Annotated in this window: 17 protein-coding genes and 1 pseudogene; 6 read left to right on the top strand and 12 right to left on the bottom strand. The window is 58.3% G+C overall.

Annotated features, from left to right (window positions below; genetic code table 11):
* Positions 1-5: 5 nt before the first annotated feature.
* From H097_RS12670 to H097_RS12630, 9 genes and pseudogenes are all read right to left on the bottom strand, one after another.
* Positions 6-917, bottom strand: a complete 912-nt coding sequence (locus H097_RS12670; RefSeq protein ID WP_029291943.1) for an ABC transporter permease subunit — start codon at positions 915-917, stop codon at positions 6-8.
* Between the two features lie 10 nt (positions 918-927).
* Positions 928-1,938: an ABC transporter permease subunit gene (locus H097_RS12665; RefSeq protein WP_032860135.1), complete on the bottom strand. Its 1,011-nt coding sequence runs from the start codon at positions 1,936-1,938 to the stop codon at positions 928-930.
* A 73-nt stretch (positions 1,939-2,011) separates the two neighbouring features.
* Positions 2,012-3,607: an ABC transporter substrate-binding protein gene (locus H097_RS12660; protein ID WP_032860134.1), complete on the bottom strand. Its 1,596-nt coding sequence runs from the start codon at positions 3,605-3,607 to the stop codon at positions 2,012-2,014.
* Between the two features lie 81 nt (positions 3,608-3,688).
* Positions 3,689-5,083, bottom strand: a complete 1,395-nt coding sequence (locus tag H097_RS12655; protein ID WP_032860133.1) for an OprD family outer membrane porin — start codon at positions 5,081-5,083, stop codon at positions 3,689-3,691.
* Between the two features lie 170 nt (positions 5,084-5,253).
* Positions 5,254-6,858, bottom strand: a complete 1,605-nt coding sequence (locus tag H097_RS12650; RefSeq protein WP_032860132.1) for an ABC transporter substrate-binding protein — start codon at positions 6,856-6,858, stop codon at positions 5,254-5,256.
* Between the two features lie 305 nt (positions 6,859-7,163).
* Positions 7,164-8,789: an ABC transporter substrate-binding protein gene (locus tag H097_RS12645; RefSeq protein WP_032860131.1), complete on the bottom strand. Its 1,626-nt coding sequence runs from the start codon at positions 8,787-8,789 to the stop codon at positions 7,164-7,166.
* A gap of 258 nt (positions 8,790-9,047) precedes the next feature.
* Positions 9,048-9,737 (bottom strand): annotated as a pseudogene (locus tag H097_RS12640) (ABC transporter substrate-binding protein); the annotation flags it as partial.
* 23 nt (positions 9,738-9,760) lie between these two features.
* Positions 9,761-12,697 (bottom strand): hypothetical protein, encoded by a 2,937-nt coding sequence (locus H097_RS12635; protein WP_032860130.1) that lies wholly within the window; start codon positions 12,695-12,697, stop codon positions 9,761-9,763.
* 249 nt (positions 12,698-12,946) lie between these two features.
* Positions 12,947-13,660 carry an SIMPL domain-containing protein gene (locus H097_RS12630; protein WP_032860129.1) on the bottom strand — a complete coding sequence of 238 codons (714 nt, stop codon included), beginning with the start codon at positions 13,658-13,660 and terminating at the stop codon, positions 12,947-12,949.
* Between the two features lie 225 nt (positions 13,661-13,885).
* On the opposite strand from H097_RS12630, the gene H097_RS12625 reads away from it, so the two are divergent.
* On the top strand, positions 13,886-15,148 hold the full coding sequence (locus H097_RS12625) for an ATP-binding protein (RefSeq protein ID WP_032860128.1): 1,263 nt from the start codon (positions 13,886-13,888) through the stop codon (positions 15,146-15,148).
* On the top strand, positions 15,141-15,701 hold the full coding sequence (locus tag H097_RS12620) for a response regulator transcription factor (RefSeq protein ID WP_029291924.1): 561 nt from the start codon (positions 15,141-15,143) through the stop codon (positions 15,699-15,701). Before H097_RS12625 ends, H097_RS12620 begins: the two co-directional genes overlap by 8 nt.
* A 122-nt stretch (positions 15,702-15,823) precedes the next feature.
* Here the strand turns inward: H097_RS12620 and H097_RS12615 are convergent, their stop codons facing one another.
* Entirely contained in the window at positions 15,824-16,261 is a 438-nt protein-coding gene (locus tag H097_RS12615; RefSeq protein ID WP_032860127.1) for a DUF1043 family protein, read from the bottom strand.
* 147 nt (positions 16,262-16,408) lie between these two features.
* Between H097_RS12615 and H097_RS12610 the strand changes: the two genes are divergently transcribed.
* The 3 genes from H097_RS12610 to zapE all read left to right on the top strand — a co-directional run bounded on the left by H097_RS12610 (position 16,409) and on the right by zapE (position 19,592).
* The gene (locus H097_RS12610; RefSeq protein WP_032860126.1) at positions 16,409-17,038 is read left to right on the top strand and encodes an alpha/beta fold hydrolase; all 630 of its coding nucleotides are present in this window, start codon (positions 16,409-16,411) and stop codon (positions 17,036-17,038) included.
* 24 nt (positions 17,039-17,062) lie between these two features.
* Positions 17,063-18,418 (top strand): tryptophan--tRNA ligase, encoded by a 1,356-nt coding sequence (locus H097_RS12605; RefSeq protein WP_032860125.1) that lies wholly within the window; start codon positions 17,063-17,065, stop codon positions 18,416-18,418.
* Positions 18,419-18,497: 79 nt separating this feature from the next.
* Positions 18,498-19,592, top strand: coding sequence for a cell division protein ZapE (gene zapE / locus H097_RS12600; protein WP_032860124.1), 1,095 nt, complete (start codon positions 18,498-18,500; stop codon positions 19,590-19,592).
* 63 nt (positions 19,593-19,655) lie between these two features.
* Here the strand turns inward: zapE and H097_RS12595 are convergent, their stop codons facing one another.
* Positions 19,656-20,576 (bottom strand): GlxA family transcriptional regulator, encoded by a 921-nt coding sequence (locus tag H097_RS12595; RefSeq protein ID WP_174553311.1) that lies wholly within the window; start codon positions 20,574-20,576, stop codon positions 19,656-19,658.
* A 220-nt stretch (positions 20,577-20,796) separates the two neighbouring features.
* Here H097_RS12595 and H097_RS12590 point away from each other — a divergent pair, with 220 nt between their 5' ends.
* The gene (locus H097_RS12590) at positions 20,797-21,933 is read left to right on the top strand and encodes an acyl-CoA dehydrogenase family protein (protein WP_032860122.1); all 1,137 of its coding nucleotides are present in this window, start codon (positions 20,797-20,799) and stop codon (positions 21,931-21,933) included.
* A gap of 123 nt (positions 21,934-22,056) precedes the next feature.
* Here the strand turns inward: H097_RS12590 and H097_RS12585 are convergent, their stop codons facing one another.
* Positions 22,057-23,097, bottom strand: coding sequence for an NADP(H)-dependent aldo-keto reductase (locus H097_RS12585; RefSeq protein ID WP_032860121.1), 1,041 nt, complete (start codon positions 23,095-23,097; stop codon positions 22,057-22,059).
* Positions 23,098-23,102: the final 5 nt, after the last annotated feature.

The following is a 23,102-nucleotide window of genomic DNA, read 5'->3' as shown; positions in this document are numbered from 1 at the left end:
TCTCCTCACGCGGCATTCTTGAGTTTCGGATCCAGCGCATCGCGCAGTCCGTCGCCCATCAGGTTGATTGCCAGCACGCTGAGCAAAATGGTCAAGCCAGGCAGGCTCACGACCCACCAGGCACGTTCGATGTAGTCACGGGCCGAGGCCAGCATGGTGCCCCACTCGGGGGTTGGCGGTTGCACGCCAAGGCCGAGGAAACCCAGGGCCGCAGCATCGAGAATCGCCGAGGAAAAGCTCAAGGTCGCCTGCACGATCAGGGGGGCCATGCAGTTGGGCAGCACTGTGACGAACATCAGGCGTGGCAGACCGGCACCGGCCAGGCGCGCGGCCGTCACGTAGTCACGGTTGAGCTCGCCCATCACTGCTGCGCGGGTCAGGCGCACGTAGGATGGCAGTGACACGATCGCAATCGCGATCACGGTGTTGATCAGGCCAGGGCCGAGGATGGCGACAATCGCCACGGCCAGCAGCAGCGACGGCAGGGCCAGCATGATGTCCATCAGACGCATGATGGTCGGGCCGAGCAGGCGCGGGAAGAACCCGGCGAACAGGCCCAGCAGGATCCCCGGGATCAGCGACATCACCACCGACGACAAGCCGATCAGCAACGACAGGCGCGAGCCCTGGATCAGGCGCGACAGCAGGTCGCGGCCCAGTTCGTCGGTGCCCAGCAGGAACTGTATCTGCCCGCCTTCAAGCCACGACGGCGGGGTCAGCAGGAAGTCGCGGTATTGCTCGCTCGGGTTATGGGGGGCAACCCACGGGGCGAAGATCGCACAGAACACGATCAGCAACATGAACAGCAGGCCGGCAACCGCGCCCTTGTTCTTGGAGAAGGCTTGCCAGAATTCTTTGTACGGCGACGGGTACAGCAGGCTTTGATCGACTGCTGACACTTGAGTAGGTGTGGTCATGGTCATGATCTCAGCGCTGGTGACGGATGCGTGGGTTGGCGAAGCCGTAGAGGATATCCACCACGAAGTTCACCAGGATCACCAGGCAGGCGATCAGCAGGATGCCGTTTTGCACCACCGGGTAGTCCCGTGCGCCAATGGCTTCGATCAGCCATTTGCCGATGCCGGGCCAGGAGAAGATGGTTTCGGTCAGGACTGCACCGGCCAGCAACGTGCCGACTTGCAGGCCGACCACGGTCAACACCGGAATCAGCGCATTACGCAGGCCGTGTACGAATACCACGCGCGCCGGCGACAGGCCTTTGGCCTTGGCGGTGCGGATGTAGTCTTCGCGCAGGACTTCGAGCATCGAGGAGCGGGTCATCCGCGCAATCACCGCCAGCGGGATGGTGCCGAGCACGATGGCTGGCAGGATCAGGTGGTGCAGGGCATCCCAGAACGCGTCCGGCTCGTCGGCCAGCAAGGTGTCGATCAGCATGAAGCCGGTGCGTGGCTCGATGTCGTAGAGCAGGTCGATACGCCCGGAAACCGGGGTCCAGCCCAGGCTCACGGAGAAGAACATGATCAGGATCAGGCCCCACCAGAAGATCGGCATCGAATATCCCGCCAGGGAGATGCCCATCACCCCATGGTCGAACAGGGATCCTCGCTTCAAGGCCGCGATCACCCCGGCCAATAGCCCGAGGATGCCGGCGAACAACAGGGCGGCCATGGACAGTTCCAGGGTCGCGGGGAACAGGGCGCTGAACTCGGTCCAAACGCTGGTGCGGGTCCGCAGGGATTCGCCGAGGTCGCCCTGGGCGAGCTTGCCGACGTAATCCAGGTATTGCGCATACAAGGGTTTGTTCAAGCCAAGGCGTTCCATTGCCTGGGCGTGCATCTCGGGGTCAACCCGCCTCTCGCCCATCATGACTTCTACGGGGTCGCCAGGGATCATGCGAATCAACGCAAAAGTCAGCAACGTGATGCCGAAAAACGTTGGGATCAATAATCCCAATCGGCGGGCAATAAAACTAAACATCGTGGTATCTACCTCAATCAGCCGGTTAGGCAGGTCCGGCACCGTCAATGTCGACGGCGCCGGGCGTCTCTTATTACTTCACCTGGGTGGTGGCGAAGTTATTGTTGGTCAGGGGGCTTTGGGTATAACCCTCGACGTTTTTACGCATGGCGGTGAACATTTTCGGGTAGGCCATGGGGATCCACGGTTGGTCCTTGTCGAAAACGTCCAGCGCTTGTTCATAGAGTGCGGCGCGCTGTGTGGGTTCAGCGATGGCGCGGGCCTTGTCGATCAAGCCCTGAAACTCCTGGTTACACCAACGGGCGTAGTTTTCGCCGTTTTTCGCTGCATCGCAACTCAGGTTCGGCGTGAGGAAGTTGTCTGGATCGCCGTTATCCCCGGCCCAGCCGGCAGAGACCATGTCGTGCTCGCCAGCCTTGGCGCGCTTGAGCATTTCGCCCCACTCCATGACCCTGATATTGACCTTCAGGCCAATCTGCGCCAGATCCGCCTGCATACGCTGGGCGCCAAGCATCGGGTTGGGGTTGGTCGGGCCGCCGCCGTTGCGGGTGAACAGGGTGAACTCAGTGCCTTCTGGCACGCCGGCTTCCTTGAGCAAGGCGCGAGCCTTGTCCAGGTCGCGGGCCGGGTTTTTCAGTTTGTCGTTGAAGCCTAGCAGGGTCGGCGGGTACGGACCGGTGGCGTCGACGGCATTGCCTTTGCCGTACAGGGATTCGTTATAGCCTTGTTTGTCGAACGCGATGTTGATCGCGTGGCGCACCCGCGCGTCGCTCATGTACTTGTGGGTGGTGTTCATGGCGGTGTAGGCGGTGGTCATTGCCGCCAGTTCCGCGACCTTCAGGTTTGGATCGGCCTTGATGCTCGGCAGGTCATCGGGTTTGGGATACAGGGCGATCTGGCACTCATTGGCCTTGAGTTTTTGCAGGCGCACGTTGTTATCCACCGCGATCGCCAGGATCAGCGGGTCGGCGGGCGGCTTGCCACGGAAGTACTCCGGGTTGGCCTTGAAGCGCACCTGGGCGTCTTTCTGGTAGCGGGTGAAAATGAACGGGCCGGTGCCGATTGGCTTGCTGTTGAGCTCGCCGGTCTTGTTGGCGGCCAGCAGCTTGTCGGCGTATTCGGCGGAATGGATGGCGGTGAACGGCATCGCGACATCGGCCAGGAACGGCGCTTCGGGGCGGGTCAGGGTGAAGATCACGGTGTGGTCATCGGTCTTCTCGACGCTTTTGAGCAGTTCCTTGAAACCCATGCTTTCGAAATAGGGGAAGCCGGTGGTGGACTTGTCGTGCCATGGGTGTTTCGGGTCCAGTTGACGCTGGAAGCTCCAGAGCACGTCGTCGGCATTCAGGTTACGCGTGGGCTTGAAGTAGTCGGTGGTATGGAACTTGACGTCATCGCGCAGGTGGAACGTATAGGTCAGGCCGTCTTCACTGATGTCCCAGGACTTGGCGAGCGCGGGCACGATTTGGGTCGTGCCAGGCTTGAAGTCCACCAGGCGGTTGAACATGGTTTCGGCGGCGGCGTCGGCGGTGACGGCCGTGGTGTACAGGACCGGGTCGAAGCCTTCCGGGCTGGCTTCGGTGCAGACCACCAGCGGCTTGGCTGAAATGCCGACGGCCACACTCAACAGCGCAGCAGCGATGGCTGCTTGTAACGGGAGCATTTTCATCTAGGAGTCCTCCACGATTGTTTCAACCAGACAAGCATGCACCGCGAACTCGTCCTGAGCCCGCGGTGCACCTGGCGCTAATTAAAGAATGTTGAATGGAATGGTGGTGACCAGGCGGAATTCCTTGATGCTGCCGTCAGACTGGAACTTGCTGCCACGGTGCTCGACGTAGGTTGCACGGATAGCCGTGGCCTTGAGCGGGCCGCTCTGGATCGCGTAGCCGGCGCCTACACCGTATTCCTGGTGTTTCTCGCCGTCTTGTTTCTGGATGCCGTCGTAGGCGAATTTGGCCCGGCCACCGTTACCGGTGTAGTGGGTGCCGTCGATGTCCCAGCCGCGTGCCGAGTAGGCGTTGAACTTCAGGCCTGGCACGCCGTATTCGGCCATGTTGATGGCGTAGGCGATCTGGAACGATTTCTCGTTCGGGCCGTTAAAGTCCGACGTCAGGGAGTTGGCCAGGTAGATGCCGTTGGTTTCGTGCAGGTAGTCGAAGTATTCGTTACCGTTCACATGCTGATAAGAGAAGGTCAGGCTGTGAGCCTGGTGAGCCAGGCCCAGGGACAGGGAGTAGGTATCGTTGTCGATTTCCCCCATTTCCTTTTTGCCTTCGTCAACGGTCTTGTAGTAGTTGAAACCGGTGGTCAGTGCCAGTTGCTGGCTATCACCCAATTCGTGGGTTGCGCCAAAGTAGTACTGGTTCCAGAAGTCCTTGACGTTGGCGGCGAAGAAGCTGGTCTTCAAGCTCTTGAGTGGCTGGTAGTTCACACCGGCGGTGTAGACCTTGTCGGTCTCGGCACCATTGCCGTACTCGGTACGGAATTTTGACAGGCTTTGCTCGCTACGCGGCGATACGCGGTCAAAAATACCGCCTTGGAACGACAGGTTGCTGAACTCCTGGCTGTCGATGCTCACGCCCTGGAAGCTCGAAGGCAGGGCACGGTTGCCGATGGTGTCGACGATTGCGCTGCTGAAGTTCTGGCGACCGGCGGTCAGGGTGGTGTTCGACACACGGAATTGCACGTTGGCCAGGCCCAGCTTGCTCCACTGATCTACGGCGTCGCCGCTGGAATCAGCCAGGGTACGGTTGGAGCCGCCCTTGATGTCACGCTTGCTGCGGTCCAGGACCAGAGCGTTGTACACCGCAACTTCGGTCTTGACGCCTACGGTACCTTCGGTGAAACCCGAGCTGGCGTTGAGGATGGTGCCCTGTACCCAGTTGGTACGGTTGCGGTCGGTCAGGGTTTTACCGTGCTTTTGGTATTCGAAGGTGCCACCACGGTACTTGCTTTCATGGGAGTACCAGTTACGCGTCTGGCCGCCCAGGCTGAAGTCTTCGACAAAGCCTTTGGCCTCGCTTTGGGCGCTGGTACCGGCCAGTGTGGTTGGAACGAAGTCCTGGCTCACTGATTCCGCGTAGGCGGTGGCGGTGATGCTGCTGATGGCCATGGCCAGTAGCACTTTGCTGCTCAATTTCATGGGTGGAGCTCCTTTGGTTCTCTTTTTTTAATACCGGTCTCATTAGGTGAACCGGTTATTGGGTGTGTAACTCTTCAAGCCTTTGCAAACGTTTGCTGTAGGGCATTTCGCGAATTACAGCTACACGTTTGCCGCAGAGCCAACTTCGCTCTGCGTATCCGGTTATTTTCTTATGGGGTGATACTGACGCCCGAGAACACGTTGCGGCCGAAGGGGCTCACTTTGAAACCTTCGACCTTGGTGCTTAACGGTTGGTTGACCGTCGAGTGGGCGACAGGCGTGATCGGCACCTGCTGCTTGAGCAGTTGCTGCGCCTGTTTGTACAGAACAGTCCGTTGTTCTCGGTCGGTGACGACCTTGGCTTGCTTGATCAGCTTGTCGTACGCCGGGTCACACCACATCGAGTAGTTGTTCCCGCCGATGGCGTCGCAGCTGTAGAGGGTACCCAGCCAGTTGTCCGGGTCACCGTTGTCGCCGGTCCAGCCAATCAGGCTGATGTCGTGTTCGCCGTTCTTGGTGCGCTTGATGTACTCGCCCCACTCATAGCTGACGATCTTGACCTTGAGGCCGATCTTGGCCCAGTCGCTTTGCAGCATTTCGGCCATCAGTTTGGCGTTGGGGTTGTACGGGCGCTGCACCGGCATGGCCCACAAGGTGATTTCGGTGCCTTCCTTGACGCCGGCGGCCTTGAGCAATTCCTTGGCTTTTTCCGGGTTGTAGGCGGCGTCCTTGATGGTGTCGTCGTAGGACCACTGGGTCGGTGGCATGGCGTTGACCGCCAGTTGGCCCGCGCCCTGGTACACGGCATTGAGGATGCTCTGCTTGTTCACCGCCATGTCCAGCGCCTGGCGCACTTCGAGCTGGTCGAAGGGTTTATGCCGCACGTTATAGGCAATGTAGCCGAGGTTGAAGCCAGGCTTGGTCAGCAGTTGCAGGTTCGGGTCGGCCTTGAGGGCGTCGACATCGGCGGGGCGTGGATGCAGGGTGACCTGGCATTCATTGGCCTTGAGCTTCTGTACCCGCACCGAAGCGTCGGTGTTGATGGCGAAAATCAGTTGGTCGAGCTTGACCTTGCTTGGGTCCCAATATTGCTTGTTGCCGGCAAAACGGATCTGCGAGTCCTTCTGGTAACGCTGGAACACGAACGGCCCGGTGCCGATTGGCTTCTGGTTGATATCGCTGGGTTTGCCGGCCTTGAGCAGTTGCTCGGCATATTCGGCCGAGAGGATCGCAGCGAAGCTCATGGCGATGTTCTGGATAAACGCGGCGTCGACCGTGTTCAGGGTCATCACCACGGTGTGCGGGTCGGTTTTCTCGACCTTGGCGATGTTCTTGTTCAGGCTCATCCCGTTGAAGTATGGGAACTCGGTGGGGTAGGCCTTGCGAAACGGGTGGTCGGGGTCAAGCATGCGGTTGAAGGTGAACAGCACGTCATCGGCGTTGAAATCCCGTGTCGGCTTGAACTCCTTGTTGCTGTGGAATTTCACCCCTTCGCGCAGATGGAAGGTGTAGGTCAGGCCATCGGGTGAAATATCCCACTTGGTAGCCAGCCCAGGTACGACGCTGGTTTCACCCTTTTCGAACTCGACCAGGCGGTTGTAGATCGGCTCGGCCGCATCGTTGTCGGTGGCGGTGGTGTATTGCGCGGTGTCGAACCCTGCCGGGCTGCCTTCGGAGCAGAACACCAGGCTTTTCTTCTCGGCCGCCTGGCCCATTGAAGCGACGGCCAACAGGCTGGTGCCCAATATTGCGGATAGAACGGTGGTATGGCGCATGACGGTCCCCAATCCATGTTTATCATTTTCGTCAGTGAACAATCGCCACGCCTTACCTGGCATGGAGAAAGCACTGCTCTCATCCACAGCAAATACCGTATCGGAACTGCGTGTTTGCCTACCTCGACGTTAGGGAACGAGGGTGGGGCAGTAAATGCGCAGAACCGGACAGACCTTGTAGGTATTGGACGGAACATCGGCAGTTAGCTGCTGTAGGACGGCAGCCTCTGTTTATGTAGTCCGATTCCTAGGATCTTGGCGGATGCAATAACGGCGACGTTATGAAACGTCGCCGCCAGAGATCACTACTTGCTGACGCTCACCCCGTAGAAGGAATTCAAGCCAAATGGGCTGATCTTGAAGTCCTGCACGTTGTTGCGCATGGGTTGATACACCGTCGAGTGCGCGATAGGTGTCATAGGGACTGCATCTTTGAGGACGTGTTGCGCCTGTTTGTACAGTTCGGTGCGTTTGGCGACATCCGAGGTGGCCTTGGCTTCTTTCACAATGCCGTCGAATTTCTTGTCACACCATTTGGAGAAGTTGTTGCCGGCCAGGGAATCGCAGCCGAACAGCACGTTCAGCCAGTTGTCCGGGTCACCATTGTCACCGCTCCAGCCGATGATCATGGCCTGGTTCTCGCCGCCCTTGGAACGCTTGATGTACTCGCCCCACTCGTAGCTGACGATGTTGACCTTCAAGCCGATCTGCTTCCAGTCGTTCTGCAGCATTTCGGCCATCAGCTTGGCGTTGGGGTTGTACGGGCGTTGTACTGGCATGGCCCACAAGGTGATCTCGGTGCCTTCCTTGACGCCGGCTTCCTTGAGCAGCTCTTTGGCCTTGGCTACGTCGTGCGGGACGTCCTTGATGGTCTCGTCATAGGACCACTGAGTCGGCGGCATGGCGTTGACTGCCAGCTGGCCTGCGCCCTGGTACACCGAGTCGATGATCTGCTGCTTGTTGACCGACATGTCCAGGGCCTGGCGTACGCGCAGGTCGGCCAGCGGGTTGGCCGCTGTCTGGCCCTTGAGGACCGGCATGACGTTGTAGGCGATATAACCCAGGTTGAAACCGGCCTGGTGCGGCAGTTTCAGGGTCTTGTCCTCGCCCAGGGCCTTGAGGTCGGCCGGACGCGGGAAGAGGGTGACCTGGCATTCGTTCTTCTTGAGTTTCTGCACACGCACCGACGGGTCGGTGGTGATGGCGAAGATCAGGTTGTCGATCTTCACGTCTTCAGGCTTCCAGTAATCCTTGTTGCCGGTGAAGCGGATGTTGGAGTCTTTCTGGTAGCTCTTGAACACGAACGGGCCAGTGCCGACCGGTTTCTGGTTGATGTCCTGGGGCTTGCCGTCCTTCAACAGTTGGGCGGCGTATTCAGCCGACTGTACCGAGGCGAAGCTCATGGCCAGGTTCTGGATAAACGCGGCGTCCACGGTGCCAAGGGTGAACTTGACGGTGTGGTCGTCGATTTTCTCGATGTTCTTGATGTTGGTGTCCATCCCCATGTCCGTGAAGTACGGGAACTCGGTGGGGTAGGCCTTACGGAATGGATCGTCTTTATTGATCATCCGGTTGAAGGTGAAGAGCACGTCGTCAGCGTTGAATTCGCGCGTCGGCTTGAAGTATGGGGTGGTATGGAACTTGACGCCTTCGCGCAGGTGGAAGGTGTAGGTCAGGCCATCTTCGGAAACGTCCCACTTGGTGGCCAGGCCAGGAATCACGGCGGTGCCGCCGCGCTCGAACTGGCTAAGACGGTTGAACATGGTTTCGGCCGAAGCATCGAAGTCTGTTCCGGTGGTGTACTGGCCTGGGTCGAAACCGGCCGGGCTCCCTTCGGAGCAGAACACCAGATTAGTCGCCGCTTGGGCGAAAGGTGCAGCGGCCATTAAACCGGCGCTGACTAAAAACGGAATGACTGCGTGTTTAAGCATGTTGGCCTCATGATTTGTTGTCATTTTTGGAATTGAGGGCGACCTCGTGAGTCGGCCTGCGGATACTTATGCAGGCCCCATACCCAATGCAAGATGTTGAGAGGCTACAAGCGTCAAAGAGTGGTACGAACGTACAGGAATGTCGCATTCATGTAATTTTCGACACAAAACTGCATCTTTGAGGGTTTTTTTCGGTGCGCGACATGCACCGTATCGGCCCAATCAAGGTGTCTGGCGCACTCGGTTGGGGCGTTGTTGTTACTTATTCAGACTTGCGCCGTAGAGCGGTGTCAGCCGAAACGGGCTGATCTTGAAGTCCTGGACTTCCTTGCGCAGTGGCTGAAAAACCGTCGAGTTCGCAGTAGGCGTTATAGGTGCCTGATCCTTAAGTATTTTTTGCGCCTGTTGATACCACTTGATGCGTTCGTCACGGTCACTGCTGAGCTTGGCCTTCGGCACCCGTTGGTCGTACTGCGGGTTACACCATTTTGCATAGTTGCTGCCCTTGACTGCGGCACAATTGTAGAGCACGCCGAGCCAGTTATCCGGGTCACCGTTGTCGCCGGTCCAGCCGTAAATCATCACATCGTGCTCGCCGTTTTTTGCGCGCTTGATGTGTTCGCCCCACTTATAGCTGATGATATTGGCGGTGATCCCGACTTTGGCCCAGTCGTGCTGGAACACCTGCGCCGACATTCGCGCGTTGGGATTGGAGGCACGCTGCACGGTCATAGCCCACAGGTTGATGGTGGTACCTGGTGCAACCCCTGCTTCTTTTAGTAGCGCCCGGGACTTGACCGGATCGTGCGGCGTATCCTTGATGTTGGGGTCATAAGACCACTGGGCCGCAGGCTATGCGTTCTGCGCCAATTGCCCGGCACTTTGATACACCGCCTGGATAATCGCCGGTTTATCGATGGCCATGTCCAGGGCTTGGCGTACCTTGAGCAGGTGAATCCAGTAGAGGGACGTTACCTGGTCACTTCATTCCGGGGGGCGACGGAGACCTCAATATTGGTTGGGGCGTCTTTGTCGATCGGATATGGGCTGCCCAACTCATTGCCCTTGCGTATTGTGAAGGTCCTGCGGATCGTTACCTCCACACCTGGAATATTGCGGATATCTTTGTCCGGGTAGGAGAGATGTCCCTTAGAAGTAATCTGAACCTTGGTCAGGTCCTTGGCTGGGTCGTACACGATATAAAACTGAGTATCGTCAGCGGCGAAGTAATAGCCATCTTGTAGCATCGATCCCGGGCTCAGATCCGTGACGGCAGGAGCCAGAGAGCCTTGATGAGCGACCTCGGAAATACTGGCACGCAGATCAGCGTCAGGAATAAGTTGCTCAAATTGCTGCAATCTTCCTTGTCTGATGCCTTCGGCCGAGCCTGAGCCAGCCCCTGCATTCAGTGGCTTAGACACGGGAAGCCCATTTTCTGTCGTGACAACGGTATAAGTATTACGATTTAAATCCAAAACAAAGTTGGGTGAATATTTGTTCGAACTGTGTTCCGTGAGTTGTGCTTTTTCTCCGGGTGCAACGGCGAAGTTATTGTCTTCGATGCTCCAGTCCACCTGGAATTTTGTTTTGATGACTCCGTTCTCTTCATAGTTGCTACCGGCGAAGTCATATTGGGTTCCCTCTCTGACTTTCAGGAACTCATCAATCCTGTCAGATGAGGGAAGCTTTTTGCCATCGAGATCGAGAAAGTTATTGGCAAAGGTGGTGGGGGACTTCGGATCATCACTTGGCGTGGGCGAGGGGGTGCGCTCCCAAGGCCATTTGATGCCGCCCTTTCCACTGGCCGGTGCCCACTCGCCGTGACCGGATGAGTGGACGGTCATTATCGGTGTTCTGGTTTTGGGGTCAATGATCTGCACATAACCGTTGCTCAGTTTGAAATCGCTTTTGATCTCATACACCCCAGGGATACCCTGCGCATCGGTATAGCGAATGAACCAGCTGTCTGCACCGGTTAGTGGATCCTTTACCTGATAAATACCCTTGGCGTTGCGCACGGCATATTCGATGACTTTCTCGCCGTCTGGCACTGCGTGCTGGCTGATATGCCCCGATTGGCTGGGGCGCAATGGATTGATCGTTTCAGGTTGTTTTGGTCGAATGTCACCCGCCTCGCTACTTGTTTCTGTCCTTCCCTGTCTGGATGTCTCCACTTCATTGGTACCGCTCTCAGCTTCTGACGCTCGCACCAATTCAAAGTCATTATTTTGCGAGTTATATCTCCAACTGTAATCTTCGGCTTTTAGCGCGTTAAAAGAGAGGGGGACTTCACTTAAACTTGCCTCTGCTGCAAACGGCGCAGCATCGTGAGCCAATTGCAGGGCTGATATTACCGCAGCAGCATTGCCACCAACGCGGTCAGAGGCCGTCATGCCATAGATGCCATCGTGGGTGCCAAATACAATATTGCCCTGGTTGCCAAGGCCGGGGATGTAAGCGAACGTGTTACCCCAAAACTCCTTCGCGGCCTTCCAGGTTTGTTGCGAGGAGCCAAACACCTCGGTTTGGTCGGCCCATGCCGCATTTTTTGTGTTTACGGCCTGGTATTTTTCGGCAATGCCGTCATTCAGATTGCCATATTTCAAATTATAATCTGAACCGCGTGAGCTGGTGTAATTGAATGTCTGCGAAACCGGTATGGATTGATCTGACAATTTACTGTAATACCCGGGGTAGTGGGCGTTGGCACCGGAAATCAAATTGTCGAGCACTTCACCTGCCATGGGCCAGTGAGCATCTTTGCCGCCTTGCTTGTCGCGGGCGTTGAAACTCTGCAGTAAGTTGTCACGGTTGTCTTTGGCCCATGTCGCAAACTCTTTGTCGCCATGTATTTCACGGAGGCTGCCGTTCTTCAAATCAATCATTAAACCCTGAGTGGGTCTGCTCTTGTAATCACCATCATATGGCGTATAGGGAATAAAAGCATATCCGGACAATGGGTAGCCATATATGTTGGGGATAATGACTTGCCCATTTTTATCCAGGGTACGAATTATTGTTTCTTTACCTTCGGGGCTTAAGATTTCAAAGCTGTCCTGGTTATTTCGGAAATTCTGCAAGGTTCCCCGTACCAGATAGGCGTCGGCTTTCCCCGAGCGGAGCGCTATTTCTTTCGTGACGCCACTGTCTCCAAGGAGTTGCGAGCCTATTGAGGCTCCTGGGAATCCCAGTTCTCCCAGAAGGTTAAAGCCGCTTTTTATGGGGCTGGTAAAATCATTTTCCCAATGATCCTGGAGTTTCTTGCCGACCGATGTCAGGTCGGCAACCAGGCTTTTGTCCTTCTCCGGGATTTCCATAAAGTTGAAGTTTATCGGGCCTCCCCGTTGAACCTCATCGTGCGCAAGGGCGCCCGCTGCAATTTCCCACGCATAATAGGTACGTTGGAAGGTATTGTTCAGTGTTTCGGGTTTTCCCTTCCCGACGTAGGAGGTGAACGTCGCCGTGATTTTTTCATGCGGGTCGTATCCTGCGGCCAACAAACCGCCACTGAAATAACCCGAAGGTTCGAGGAACTGGCGAACGTTCTGGAACTTGACGTTTCTCTCGTTTTCACTACCGGTTTCCACATTTTTTATCTGATTTTTTACGCGATGAGCATAGCTATCAATATGATTTTTTCGCTCTTCCAGCGTAAAGTTTTTATTTGGTGGAGGTGCCGAATTTTCGCCATAAATAGTTGCACTATAGATGCTGGTTTCGGGGTTGGAAGGAGCGCCCGAAATATGCTTTTGTTTATCGTCAGTTTTTTTGTCTTCTGAATCGGTTATACGGTCCTTGATTTGGTTTTCTGGGGCGGGTGAACTGTCAATGCTTCGAGTATGGCGATGATGTATTGGGGGCTGAGGTATGGCCGTAAGAGGGGGCGCAGAAGGTTGGCTTATATTCATGGTTGACTCGTTTTTAGTAAGTAGATTTATATTGGTCGTTAATGTAATAACAGCGTCCTTGTTGTGGTTTTTTGTATGCTATTTTTGGTGGTGGTATGAGTGTGATAAGTTCCGGTTTTGCGATTTGGTTTGCTTTGTAAGTTGGGTTTAAGCCGATGGCTACAGCTTTCAGGAAAAATCATGCGCTGTTGTACAGGCAAAAAAAACGCCGCCCGAAGGCAGCGTTATTACAACTAAGGTATTGCTCAATCAGGGCATCTGAACTTCGATTACCCCGTCCGCCGACATACTGACCTGGCTGGTACCGGCCTCGACCTCAGGCGTGGGCGCCGAATCCATCGCAGCGGCCTTCATCATCATGCCGCCACGGGCGTAGGGCTGTGGATAACCATTGGTATTGAAGTTCAGGTTGACGATCTTGTAGCCCTTGCCGCCCAGCGCATCGGTGGCCAGTTGGGCACGGGCCTTGAACGCGCTGACCGCTTCCTTGAGCAGCGCATCTTCGCTGGCTTTGCGGGTCGGGTTGGCGATGGCGAAGTCCATGCTGTCCATTTTCAGGTGGGTCAGCATCTCGCCGGTGAGCTTGGACAGCGCCGCGAAGTCCGAGCTTTCCATGCGCAGTTCGGCGCGTTCACGCCAGCCGGTGATCTTCTGGTTCTTGTTGTCGTAGATCGGGTAGCTGTTACGGCTGCCCTGGCGCAGGGTCACGCTTTTGACTTCGCGGGCCTGGGCCAGCGCCTTGTTCATGGTGGTGGTGATTTCTGCGGCCAGCTTGGCCGGGTCGGTGTTCTGGGACTCGGTGTACAGGGTGACGATCATCTGGTCGCGGGCCACTTCCTGGCTGACTTCGGCACGCAGGGAAATCTGGTTGTAGTGCAGTTGATCGGCAGCCAGCACGGGCAGGCTGGCGACGGTGCCAACGCTGAGGGCAATAAGGGCGGCACTGCGAGTGAAACGTGACATGGAAGCTCCTTGAGGGTGATCGTGTTCGATAAGACTGTAGACGGGCGATTTGGGTTCGTCGGGTTACAAATTCTCTACACCTTGGCGCGATGCCGACGAACGGTCAATTTGCGTCCGGCGTTCCTGATTATGTGACCTGCGTCAAAGGGCCACACACACGCTGTCGATACCCTGGCTTCGTTTATACTCCTTGCGATCCGCCTGGAGCGCTCATCAGGAGAGCTCATGCTCGCCCCCGTACAACTGACTTCCGCCACTCGCCAGAACCTCTGGCGCCTGACGTTTATCCGCACCCTGGTCCTGGCCGCACAAGCCGGTTCCGTGGGGCTTGCCTATTGGTTTGACCTGCTGCCGTTGCCCTGGCTGCAACTGTGGGTGACCTTGGCTTTTTCCACGGTGCTGTGTGTGTTCACGGCCATCCGCCTGCGCACCACGTGGCCGGTGACGGAGCTGGAGTATGCCCTGCAACTGGCCTGTGACTTGTTTATCCACAGTGTGTTGCTGTATTTCTCCGGTGGTTCCACCAACCCGTTCGTTTCCTATTACCTGGTGCCACTGACCATTGCTGCCGTGACGTTGCCGTGGCGCTACTCGGTGATCCTGTCGGGTATTGCCCTGGCGCTCTACACCTTGCTGCTGGCGCAGTTCTATCCCCTGGAAACCTTCCCGATCGCCCGGGAAAACCTGCAGATCTACGGGATGTGGCTGAGCTTCGCGCTGTCGGCGGCGGTGATCACCTTTTTTGCCGCGCGCATGGCCGAAGAGCTGCGGCGCCAGGAAGAACTGCGCGCTATTCGCCGCGAAGAGGGCCTGCGCGACCAGCAACTGTTGGCAGTGGCGACCCAGGCCGCCGGCGCAGCCCATGAGCTGGGCACGCCGTTGGCGACCATGAGCGTGCTGATCAAGGAAATGCGCCAGGACCATCACGACCCGGCGCTACAGGACGACCTCAGCGTGCTGCAGGAGCAGGTCAAGCAGTGCAAGCAAACCTTGCAGCAACTGGTGCGCGCCGCCGAAGCCAACCGGCGCCTGGCGGTGGACATGCAAGACGTCACCCAGTGGCTGCACGAAGCACTGAACCGCTGGCACCTGATGCGCCCCGAAGCCAGTTATCGCTTCCATCTGTTGGGGCAGGGCGCGGTACCGCGCATGGCGCCACCGCCGGACTTGACCCAGGCATTGCTGAATCTGTTGAACAATGCCGCCGACGCCTGTCCGGAAGGGCTGGAAGTGCAATTGGACTGGGATTCGGAAACCCTCACCATCAGCATTCGTGACCACGGCGCCGGTGTGCCGCTGGCCATCGCCGAACAAATCGGCAAGCCATTCTTTACCACCAAGGGCAAAGGCTTCGGCCTGGGCCTGTTCTTGAGCAAGGCCAGCGTGACCCGCGCTGGCGGCTCGGTGAAACTTTACCCCCATGAGGAAGGCGGCACGCTCACCGAGCTGCGCCTGCCCCGTGCTGCACGAGGAGACATCGATGAGTGACGAGATCCAAGTCGAAGGCGAAGAACTGCCGCACCTGTTGCTGGTAGATGACGATGCCACCTTTACCCGCGTGATGGCGCGCGCCATGAGCCGGCGCGGTTTTCGCGTCAGCACGGCGGGGTCGGCAGAAGAGGGCCTGACCATCGCCCAGGCCGACCTGCCGGACTACGCGGCACTGGACCTGAAAATGGATGGCGACTCCGGCCTGGTGCTATTGCCCAAGCTGCTGGAGCTGGACCCGGAAATGCGCGTGCTGATCCTCACCGGCTACTCCAGCATTGCCACCGCCGTCGAGGCGATCAAGCGCGGTGCCTGCAACTACCTGTGCAAGCCGGCCGATGCGGATGACGTACTGGCTGCGCTGCTCTCCGAGCACGCCGACCTCGACACCCTGGTGCCGGAAAACCCGATGTCGGTGGACCGCCTGCAGTGGGAGCACATCCAACGTGTGTTGACCGAGCATGAAGGCAATATCTCGGCGACTGCCCGAGCGTTGGGCATGCATCGCCGGACCTTGCAGCGCAAGTTGCAGAAGCGCCCGGTACGCCGCTGAGCGCTGTACTTGGTCAATGTGGGAGCGAGCAAGCCCGCTCCCACATTTGGTTTGTGTAGATTTAACAAAAAGCCCGGCTGATCATCGATCAGCCGGGCTTTTTGTTGTGGCTTGAAAGCGACTTACTTCTTCAGGCCGTAATGCTCATCCAGCATGCCGGGGGCGTTCGGCGTTTTGGGTGCGTAGTCCCGTGGTGGCTCCTGGTTTTCCCGAGGTGGGGTCAGGCGTTCCCGTGGGGCTTGCGCGGCATCGGAGTGCAGTGCTGCCAGCAGACGCTGACGGGTGATGTCGTCCAGGGCCAGGCGGTTGGCGCCATCGGCGAGGTGATCCTGTACTTCCTGGTAGCTCTGGGTGAGCTTCTTGACCAGGGTCGCGGTGCTGTTGAAGTGGGTAACAACCTCGTTCTGATAACTGTCAAAACGTTCCTGGATGTCATCCAGCTGACGCTGCGTGCGGTTAGGCGCGGCATTCGGCAGCAGGCGAGCAATCAGGAATCCAATGGCGACACCGGCAACCAGGGCAAGAGTCGGCAACAACCAAACTAAGAGCGAGTGTTCCACGAGTCCTTCCTCTATAAACGGCTTTGCTTTACGTTAACGGCTCAAACCTGCGCTGTATACCGCGATTAAGCTCGCAATGATGCCATGCACAGACTTTTAGCTAGACGAGTCGACCCCTTGAGAGGTCACGGAGTTCATTCCTTGCTCATGCGTGAAACCCCCGTTTTGATCGATGGCCCGGTAGGCCAATTGGAAGCCCTGTATCTGGATCACCCCGAGCCACGTGGCCTGGCGCTGATCTGCCACCCCAACCCGGTGCAGGGCGGCACCATGCTTAATAAAGTCGTATCGACCTTGCAACGCACCGCTCGCGATGCCGGTTTGATCACATTGCGTTTCAATTACCGTGGCGTGGGTGCCAGTGCCGGTACCCATGACATGAGCACCGGTGAAGTGGACGATGCGCAAGCGGCGGCCGGTTGGCTGCGTGAAAAGCACCCGGACCTGCCCATCACCTTGTTGGGTTTCTCGTTCGGTGGATTTGTTGCCGCAAGCCTCGGCGGACGCCTGGAAGCCAAGGGCGAAAAACTCGCGCACCTGTTCATGGTGGCAGCGGCGGTCATGCGTTTGCGTGATGAGGACGTGCTGCCACAGGACTGCCCGTTGACCCTGATCCAGCCGGAAACCGACGAAGTGGTCGACCCGCAGGCCGTCTACGACTGGTCCGCGGCCCTCAAACGCCCCCATGAACTGCTGAAAGTGGCAGAATGTGGACACTTTTTCCATGGCAAGCTGACTGATCTCAAGGATCTGGTCCTGCCGCGCCTTTCGAATTGATAGCAGTCTGATAAGCGATTACCCATGACGACTCGTACCCGTATCCTCACCGGCATCACCACCACCGGCACACCGCACCTGGGCAACTACGCCGGTGCCATCCGCCCGGCGATCCTCGCCAGCCAGGATGCCAATGCCGATTCGTTCTACTTCCTGGCCGACTACCACGCCCTGATCAAGTGCGATGACCCGCAGCGCATCCAGCGCTCGCGTATGGAAATCGCCGCGACCTGGCTGGCCGGTGGCCTGGATGTGAACCGGGTGACGTTCTATCGTCAGTCCGATATCCCGGAAATTCCCGAGCTGACCTGGCTGCTGACCTGCGTCGCGGCCAAGGGCCTGCTCAACCGCGCCCACGCCTACAAGGCCTCGGTGGACAAGAACCTGGAAAACGGCGAAGACCCGGATGCCGGGATCAGCATGGGCCTGTACAGCTACCCGGTGCTGATGGCGGCGGACATCCTGATGTTCAACGCGCACAAGGTGCCGGTCGGCCGCGACCAGATCCAGCACGTGGAAATGGCCCGTGATATCGGCCAGCGTTTCAACCACCTGTTTGGCAAGGGCCGTGAGTTCTTCACCATGCCCGAGGCGTTGATCGAAGAAAGCGTCGCCACCTTGCCGGGCCTGGATGGACGCAAGATGTCGAAAAGCTACGACAACACCATCCCGTTGTTCACCAGCGCCAAGGACATGAAGGACGCGATCTCGCGGATCGTCACCGACTCCCGCGCGCCGGGTGAGGCCAAGGATCCGGATAACTCGCACCTGTTCACCTTGTACCAGGCGTTTGCCACTGCGGAACAGGAGCGGCAACTGCGCAGCGAACTGCTCGACGGCCTGGGCTGGGGCGAGGCGAAGAACCGCCTGTTCCAGTTGCTGGACGATCAGTTGGGTGAAGCCCGCGAGCGTTACCATCAATTGATGTCGCGCCCCTCGGACATGGAAGACCTGCTGCTGGTCGGCGCCAAGAAAGCCCGTGCCGTTGCCGGTCCGTTCCTGCAAGAGCTGCGTGAAGCCGTGGGCCTGCGCTCGTTCGTCAACCAGGCCGCCGAGGCAGTCAGCACCAAGAAGAAGGCGGTGAAGGCCGCACGCTTTGTGAGCTTTCGTGAAGACGACGGCAGCTTCCGCTTCCGCCTGCTGGCGGCTGATGGCGAGCAGTTGCTGCTGTCGCGCAACTTCGCCGACGGCAAGGCGGCGGGTGCTGCCACCAAGCAGTTGCAGTCCGGCCAGGCGCTGGATGTGCGCAGTGAAGCCTCAAGCTTCAGTGTGTGGCTCGACGGCGCGTGTGTCGCCGACAGCCCGGCCTTCGCCGACGCCGCTGCGCGGGATGCCGCCATCGAAGCCGTGCGCTTGGCGTTGACGCCCATCGAGGACTGACCCGACCAAGGGTTGATTGCCATTATCCGGGGCCGTCGTTACAGTGACGGCCCGTTTTTGTTGCCTTGCTAACGAAATTATGACGCCCCTAGAACGATATCAAGCTGATCTGAAGCGCCCCGACTTCTTCCATGATGCGGCCCAGGAAACGGCGGTGCGCCATTTGCAGCGCCTGTACGAAGACCTGGTCGCGGCCTCGCAGAGCAAACCCGGGATGCTCAGCAAGTTGTTTGGCAAGAAAGACCTGGTGCCGGTCAAGGGCCTGTATTTCTGGGGGGGCGTGGGCCGGGGCAAGACATACCTGGTCGATACCTTCTTCGAAGCGCTGCCGTTCAAGGAAAAATCGCGCACGCACTTCCACCGCTTTATGAAGCGTGTGCATGAAGAGATGAAGACCCTGCATGGCGAGAAAAACCCGCTGACCATCATCGCCAAGCGTTTCTCCCAGGAAGCCCGGGTGATCTGCTTCGATGAGTTCTTCGTGTCCGATATTACCGACGCGATGATCCTTGGCACCTTGATGGAAGAGCTGTTCCGCAACGGCGTAACCCTGGTCGCCACCTCGAACATCGTGCCCGACGGCCTCTACAAGGACGGCCTGCAACGCGCGCGCTTCCTGCCGGCCATCGCGCTGATCAAGCAGCACACCGATATCGTCAACGTCGACAGCGGCGTCGACTACCGCCTGCGTCACCTTGAGCAAGCCGAGCTGTTCCACTTCCCCCTCGACGAAGCGGCCCACGAAAGCCTGCGCAAGAGCTTTCGCGCGCTGACGCCGGAATGCACCCAGGCGGTGGAAAACGATAAGTTGATGATCGAAAATCGCCAGATCATTGCCCTGCGTACCTGTGACGACGTGGCCTGGTTCGACTTTCGCGAACTGTGCGACGGCCCGCGCAGCCAGAACGACTACATCGAACTGGGCAAGATCTTCCATGCGGTGATCTTGAGCGGCGTCGAGCAAATGAGCGTGACCACCGACGACATCGCCCGGCGCTTTATCAACATGGTCGATGAGTTCTACGACCGTAACGTCAAGCTGATCATCTCGGCCGAAGTCGAACTCAAGGACCTCTACACTGGCGGTCGCTTGAACTTCGAATTCCAGCGGACCTTGAGCCGCTTGCTGGAAATGCAATCCCACGAGTTCCTGGCGCGGGCGCACAAGCCTTAGGCAAACACCGAACCAAAATGTGGGAGCGGGCTTGCTCCCACATTTGATTGTGCCCGGCTTTAGTCAGGCGGCCTGCTGGAACTGCTGGCGATACTGGTTCGGCGACAACTCCGTGTGCTGCCTGAACAGTCGCGCAAAGAAGCTCGCGTCGTCATAACCCACTTCATAGCTGATGGTCTTGATGCTCTTGCGGCTGCCCGACAACAAGCCCTTGGCCGTCTCGATCCGCAGGCGTTGCAGGTAGTGCAGCGGCTTGTCGCCGGTCGCGGTCTGGAACCTTCGCATGAAGTTGCGGATGCTCATGCCGTGTTCGCGGGCGACGTCTTCAAAGCGGAACTTGTCGGCGAAGTGCTCTTCAAGCCAGTGCTGGATCTGCAGGATGATCACGTCCTGGTGCAGCTTCTGCCCGCCAAAACCGATGCGTCCCGGCGCGTAGCTGCGCTGCACTTCGTAGAGAATGTCGCGGGCCACGGCCTGGGCGATGTTGGCGCCGCAGAAACGCTCGATCAGATAGATGTAGAGGTCGCAGGCCGAGGTGGTGCCGCCGGCGCAGTACAGGTTGTCGGCGTCGGTCAGGTGCTTGTCCTGATTGAGCTGGACCTTGGGGAAACGCTCGCTGAAGGCATTGAAGAAGCGCCAGTAGGTGGTCGCCTCCTTGCCATCGAGCAGGCCGGCTTCGGCGAGCCAGAAGACTCCGGTGGCCTCGCCACAGAGCACTGCACCCCGGGCATGCTGCTCGCGCAGCCATGGCAGGATCTGCGGGTAGCGTTTGCTCAGGGCGTCGAAGTCATCCCAGAAGGCCGGCAACACAATGATGTCGGCGTTTTCCAGGCCGCCGTCCACCGGCATGATCACATCGCTGAAGCTGCGCACCGATTGCCCGTCGGGGCTCACCAGACGGGTTTCAAAGGCTGGGGTGAGGCCCTGGCCTAGTTGTTTGCCGTAACGCAGGCTGGCGAGGTGGAAGAAATCCTTGGCTTGCATGAGGGTTGAAGCAAACACCCGATCAATGGCCAAAATGCTGACGCGCCGCAGGGGCGTGGAGACGAGGCTAGACATAATTTCGATTATTCTTATAGGGGAAAGTGGTCAACTAACGGCTGGATCGTCTTATTTTTTGTCGCATGTGTCCAGTGTCCTGTGACGGCCGTGCAGCTTAGGCTCTGTGATCTTGTTTTTGTCTGACAATCGACGCAGGTGACCCATGATTCCCAGAACCTTGTTCAGCTCGGAGCACGAACTCTTTCGCCAGAGCGTGCGCACCTTCCTCGAAAAAGACGCGGTGCCGTTCCACTCGCAATGGGAGAAGCAGGGGCATATTGATCGCAACCTGTGGAGCAAGGCGGGGGAGGCGGGCATGCTCTGTTCCCATCTGCCGGAAGAGTACGGCGGCCTGGGCGCGGACTTTCTCTACAGCACCGTGGTGATTGAAGAAGTTGGCCGGCTGGGCCTGACCGGGATCGGTTTTTCTCTGCATTCGGACATTGTTGCGCCGTATATCCTGCATTACGGCAGCGAGGTGCTCAAACACAAGTATTTGCCCAAGCTGGTCTCCGGGGAGATGGTCACGGCGATTGCCATGACCGAGCCGGGCGCCGGGTCCGACCTGCAAGGGGTCAAGACCACCGCGGTGCTGGATGGCGACGAATATGTGATCAATGGCTCCAAGACCTTTATTACCAACGGTTTCCTGGCGGACCTGGTGATTGTGGTGGCCAAGACCGACCCCAAGGCGGGCGCCAAGGGCACCAGCCTGTTCCTGGTCGAGGCCAATACGCCGGGCTTCGACAAGGGCAAGCGCCTGGAGAAGGTCGGGATGAAGGCCCAGGACACCTCCGAGCTGTTCTTCCAGGATGTACGCGTACCCAAGGAGAACCTGTTGGGCCAGGCCGGGATGGGCTTTGCCTACCTGATGCAGGAGCTGCCCCAGGAGCGCCTGACCGTGGCCATCGGCGCCCTGGCCTCGGCCGAAGCTGCATTGCAGTGGACGTTGGACTACACCCGCGAGCGCAAGGCGTTTGGCAAGGCGATTGCGGACTTCCAGAACACCCGTTTCAAACTGGCGGAGATTGCCACCGAGGTGCAGATCGGCCGGGTGTTTGTCGACAAGTGTCTGGAGTTGCATCTGCAAGGCAAGCTGGATGTGCCCACGGCGGCGATGGCCAAGTATTGGACCACCGACCTGCAATGCAAGGTGCTCGATGAGTGTGTGCAGTTGCACGGCGGCTACGGCTATATGTGGGAATACCCGATTGCCCGGGCCTGGGCGGATGCGCGGGTGCAGCGCATTTATGCGGGGACCAACGAGATCATGAAGGAGATCATTGCGCGGGCGCTTTGAATCTGTAGTGTTTTTGAGGGCCTCTTCGCGAGCAAGCCCGCTCCCACATTCGACCGAGTTCCATCTTTGGAATGCAGTCGAATGTGGGAGCGGGCTTGCTCGCGAAGGCGGCTTAAAGATCAATCAAGGCGCAGGGTTGGGATGATCCTTCTGAATCGCCTCAATCCCCTCCAACACCTCTTTCGACAGCTTCAGCTCGGCACTCGCGATATTGCTATCCAATTGCGCAAGCGTCGTCGCACCAATGATATTGCTGGTCACAAACGGCTGTTGCGTCACAAACGCCAGGGCCATCTGCGCCGGGTCCAGGCCGTGCTCGCGGGCCAGGGCCACATAACGGCTGCACGCCGCTTCCGACTGCGGGTTGAAGTAGCGACTGAAGCGGCTGTACAGGCTCAAGCGCCCCTTGGCCGGCCGTGCACCGCCTTCGTATTTGCCGCTGAGCATGCCGAAGGCCAACGGCGAATACGCCAGCAAGCCACATTGTTCACGGATGGCAATCTCCGCCAGGCCTACTTCAAAGCTACGGTTGAGCAGGTTGTAGGGGTTCTGGATCGACACCGCGCGGGTCCAGCCACGGGCCTCGGCCAGGGCCAGGAACTTCATGGTGCCCCACGGCGTTTCGTTGGATAGGCCGATATGCCGGATCTTGCCGGCCTTGACCTGTTCATCGAGCGCTTCAAGGGTTTCTTCCAGCGGCGTCAGGTCGGGCTCATCCTTGTGCTTGTAGCTCAATTGCCCGAAGAAGTTGGTGCTGCGCTCCGGCCAGTGCAGTTGGTACAGGTCGATCCAGTCGGTCTGCAGGCGCTTGAGGCTGGCATCCAGGGCCTCGACGATATGTTTGCGGTTGTGCTTGAGCTGGCCATCGCGGATGTAGTCGATGGTATTGCCGGGGCCGGCGATCTTGCTGGCGAGGATCCAGTCGGCGCGGTCGCCTCGGCTCTTGAAGTAATTGCCAATGTAGCGCTCGGTGGTGGCATAGGTGTCGGCCTTGGGCGGCACCGGGTACATTTCGGCGGTATCGAGGAAGTTGATCCCCGCGCCTTTGGCCCGTTCGATCTGGGCGAAGGCCTCTGCCTCGGTATTCTGCTCACCCCAGGTCATGGTCCCGAGGCAGATCTCGCTCACGTTCAGATCGGTCCGGCCCAGCTGTCGATACTTCATTGGGT

Origin of the sequence: Pseudomonas sp. FH4 (assembly GCF_000510915.2) — a bacterium.
GTDB classification, from domain to species: Bacteria; Pseudomonadota; Gammaproteobacteria; order Pseudomonadales; family Pseudomonadaceae; genus Aquipseudomonas; species Aquipseudomonas brenneri.
Note: the sequence above shows the minus strand (reverse complement) of the source record. Positions and strands in the feature narration are given on the sequence as shown.

Coding starts and splice junctions, on each gene's coding strand:
- H097_RS12670 (WP_029291943.1), bottom strand. CDS start 917: ATGACCACACCTACTCAAGTGTCAGCAGTCGATCAAAGCCTGCTGTAC.
- H097_RS12665 (WP_032860135.1), bottom strand. CDS start 1,938: ATGTTTAGTTTTATTGCCCGCCGATTGGGATTATTGATCCCAACGTTT.
- H097_RS12660 (WP_032860134.1), bottom strand. CDS start 3,607: ATGAAAATGCTCCCGTTACAAGCAGCCATCGCTGCTGCGCTGTTGAGT.
- H097_RS12655 (WP_032860133.1), bottom strand. CDS start 5,083: ATGAAATTGAGCAGCAAAGTGCTACTGGCCATGGCCATCAGCAGCATC.
- H097_RS12650 (WP_032860132.1), bottom strand. CDS start 6,858: ATGCGCCATACCACCGTTCTATCCGCAATATTGGGCACCAGCCTGTTG.
- H097_RS12645 (WP_032860131.1), bottom strand. CDS start 8,789: ATGCTTAAACACGCAGTCATTCCGTTTTTAGTCAGCGCCGGTTTAATG.
- H097_RS12635 (WP_032860130.1), bottom strand. CDS start 12,697: ATGAATATAAGCCAACCTTCTGCGCCCCCTCTTACGGCCATACCTCAG.
- H097_RS12630 (WP_032860129.1), bottom strand. CDS start 13,660: ATGTCACGTTTCACTCGCAGTGCCGCCCTTATTGCCCTCAGCGTTGGC.
- H097_RS12625 (WP_032860128.1), top strand. CDS start 13,886: ATGCTCGCCCCCGTACAACTGACTTCCGCCACTCGCCAGAACCTCTGG.
- H097_RS12620 (WP_029291924.1), top strand. CDS start 15,141: ATGAGTGACGAGATCCAAGTCGAAGGCGAAGAACTGCCGCACCTGTTG.
- H097_RS12610 (WP_032860126.1), top strand. CDS start 16,409: ATGCGTGAAACCCCCGTTTTGATCGATGGCCCGGTAGGCCAATTGGAA.
- H097_RS12605 (WP_032860125.1), top strand. CDS start 17,063: ATGACGACTCGTACCCGTATCCTCACCGGCATCACCACCACCGGCACA.
- zapE (WP_032860124.1), top strand. CDS start 18,498: ATGACGCCCCTAGAACGATATCAAGCTGATCTGAAGCGCCCCGACTTC.
- H097_RS12595 (WP_174553311.1), bottom strand. CDS start 20,576: ATGCAAGCCAAGGATTTCTTCCACCTCGCCAGCCTGCGTTACGGCAAA.
- H097_RS12590 (WP_032860122.1), top strand. CDS start 20,797: ATGATTCCCAGAACCTTGTTCAGCTCGGAGCACGAACTCTTTCGCCAG.
- H097_RS12585 (WP_032860121.1), bottom strand. CDS start 23,097: ATGAAGTATCGACAGCTGGGCCGGACCGATCTGAACGTGAGCGAGATC.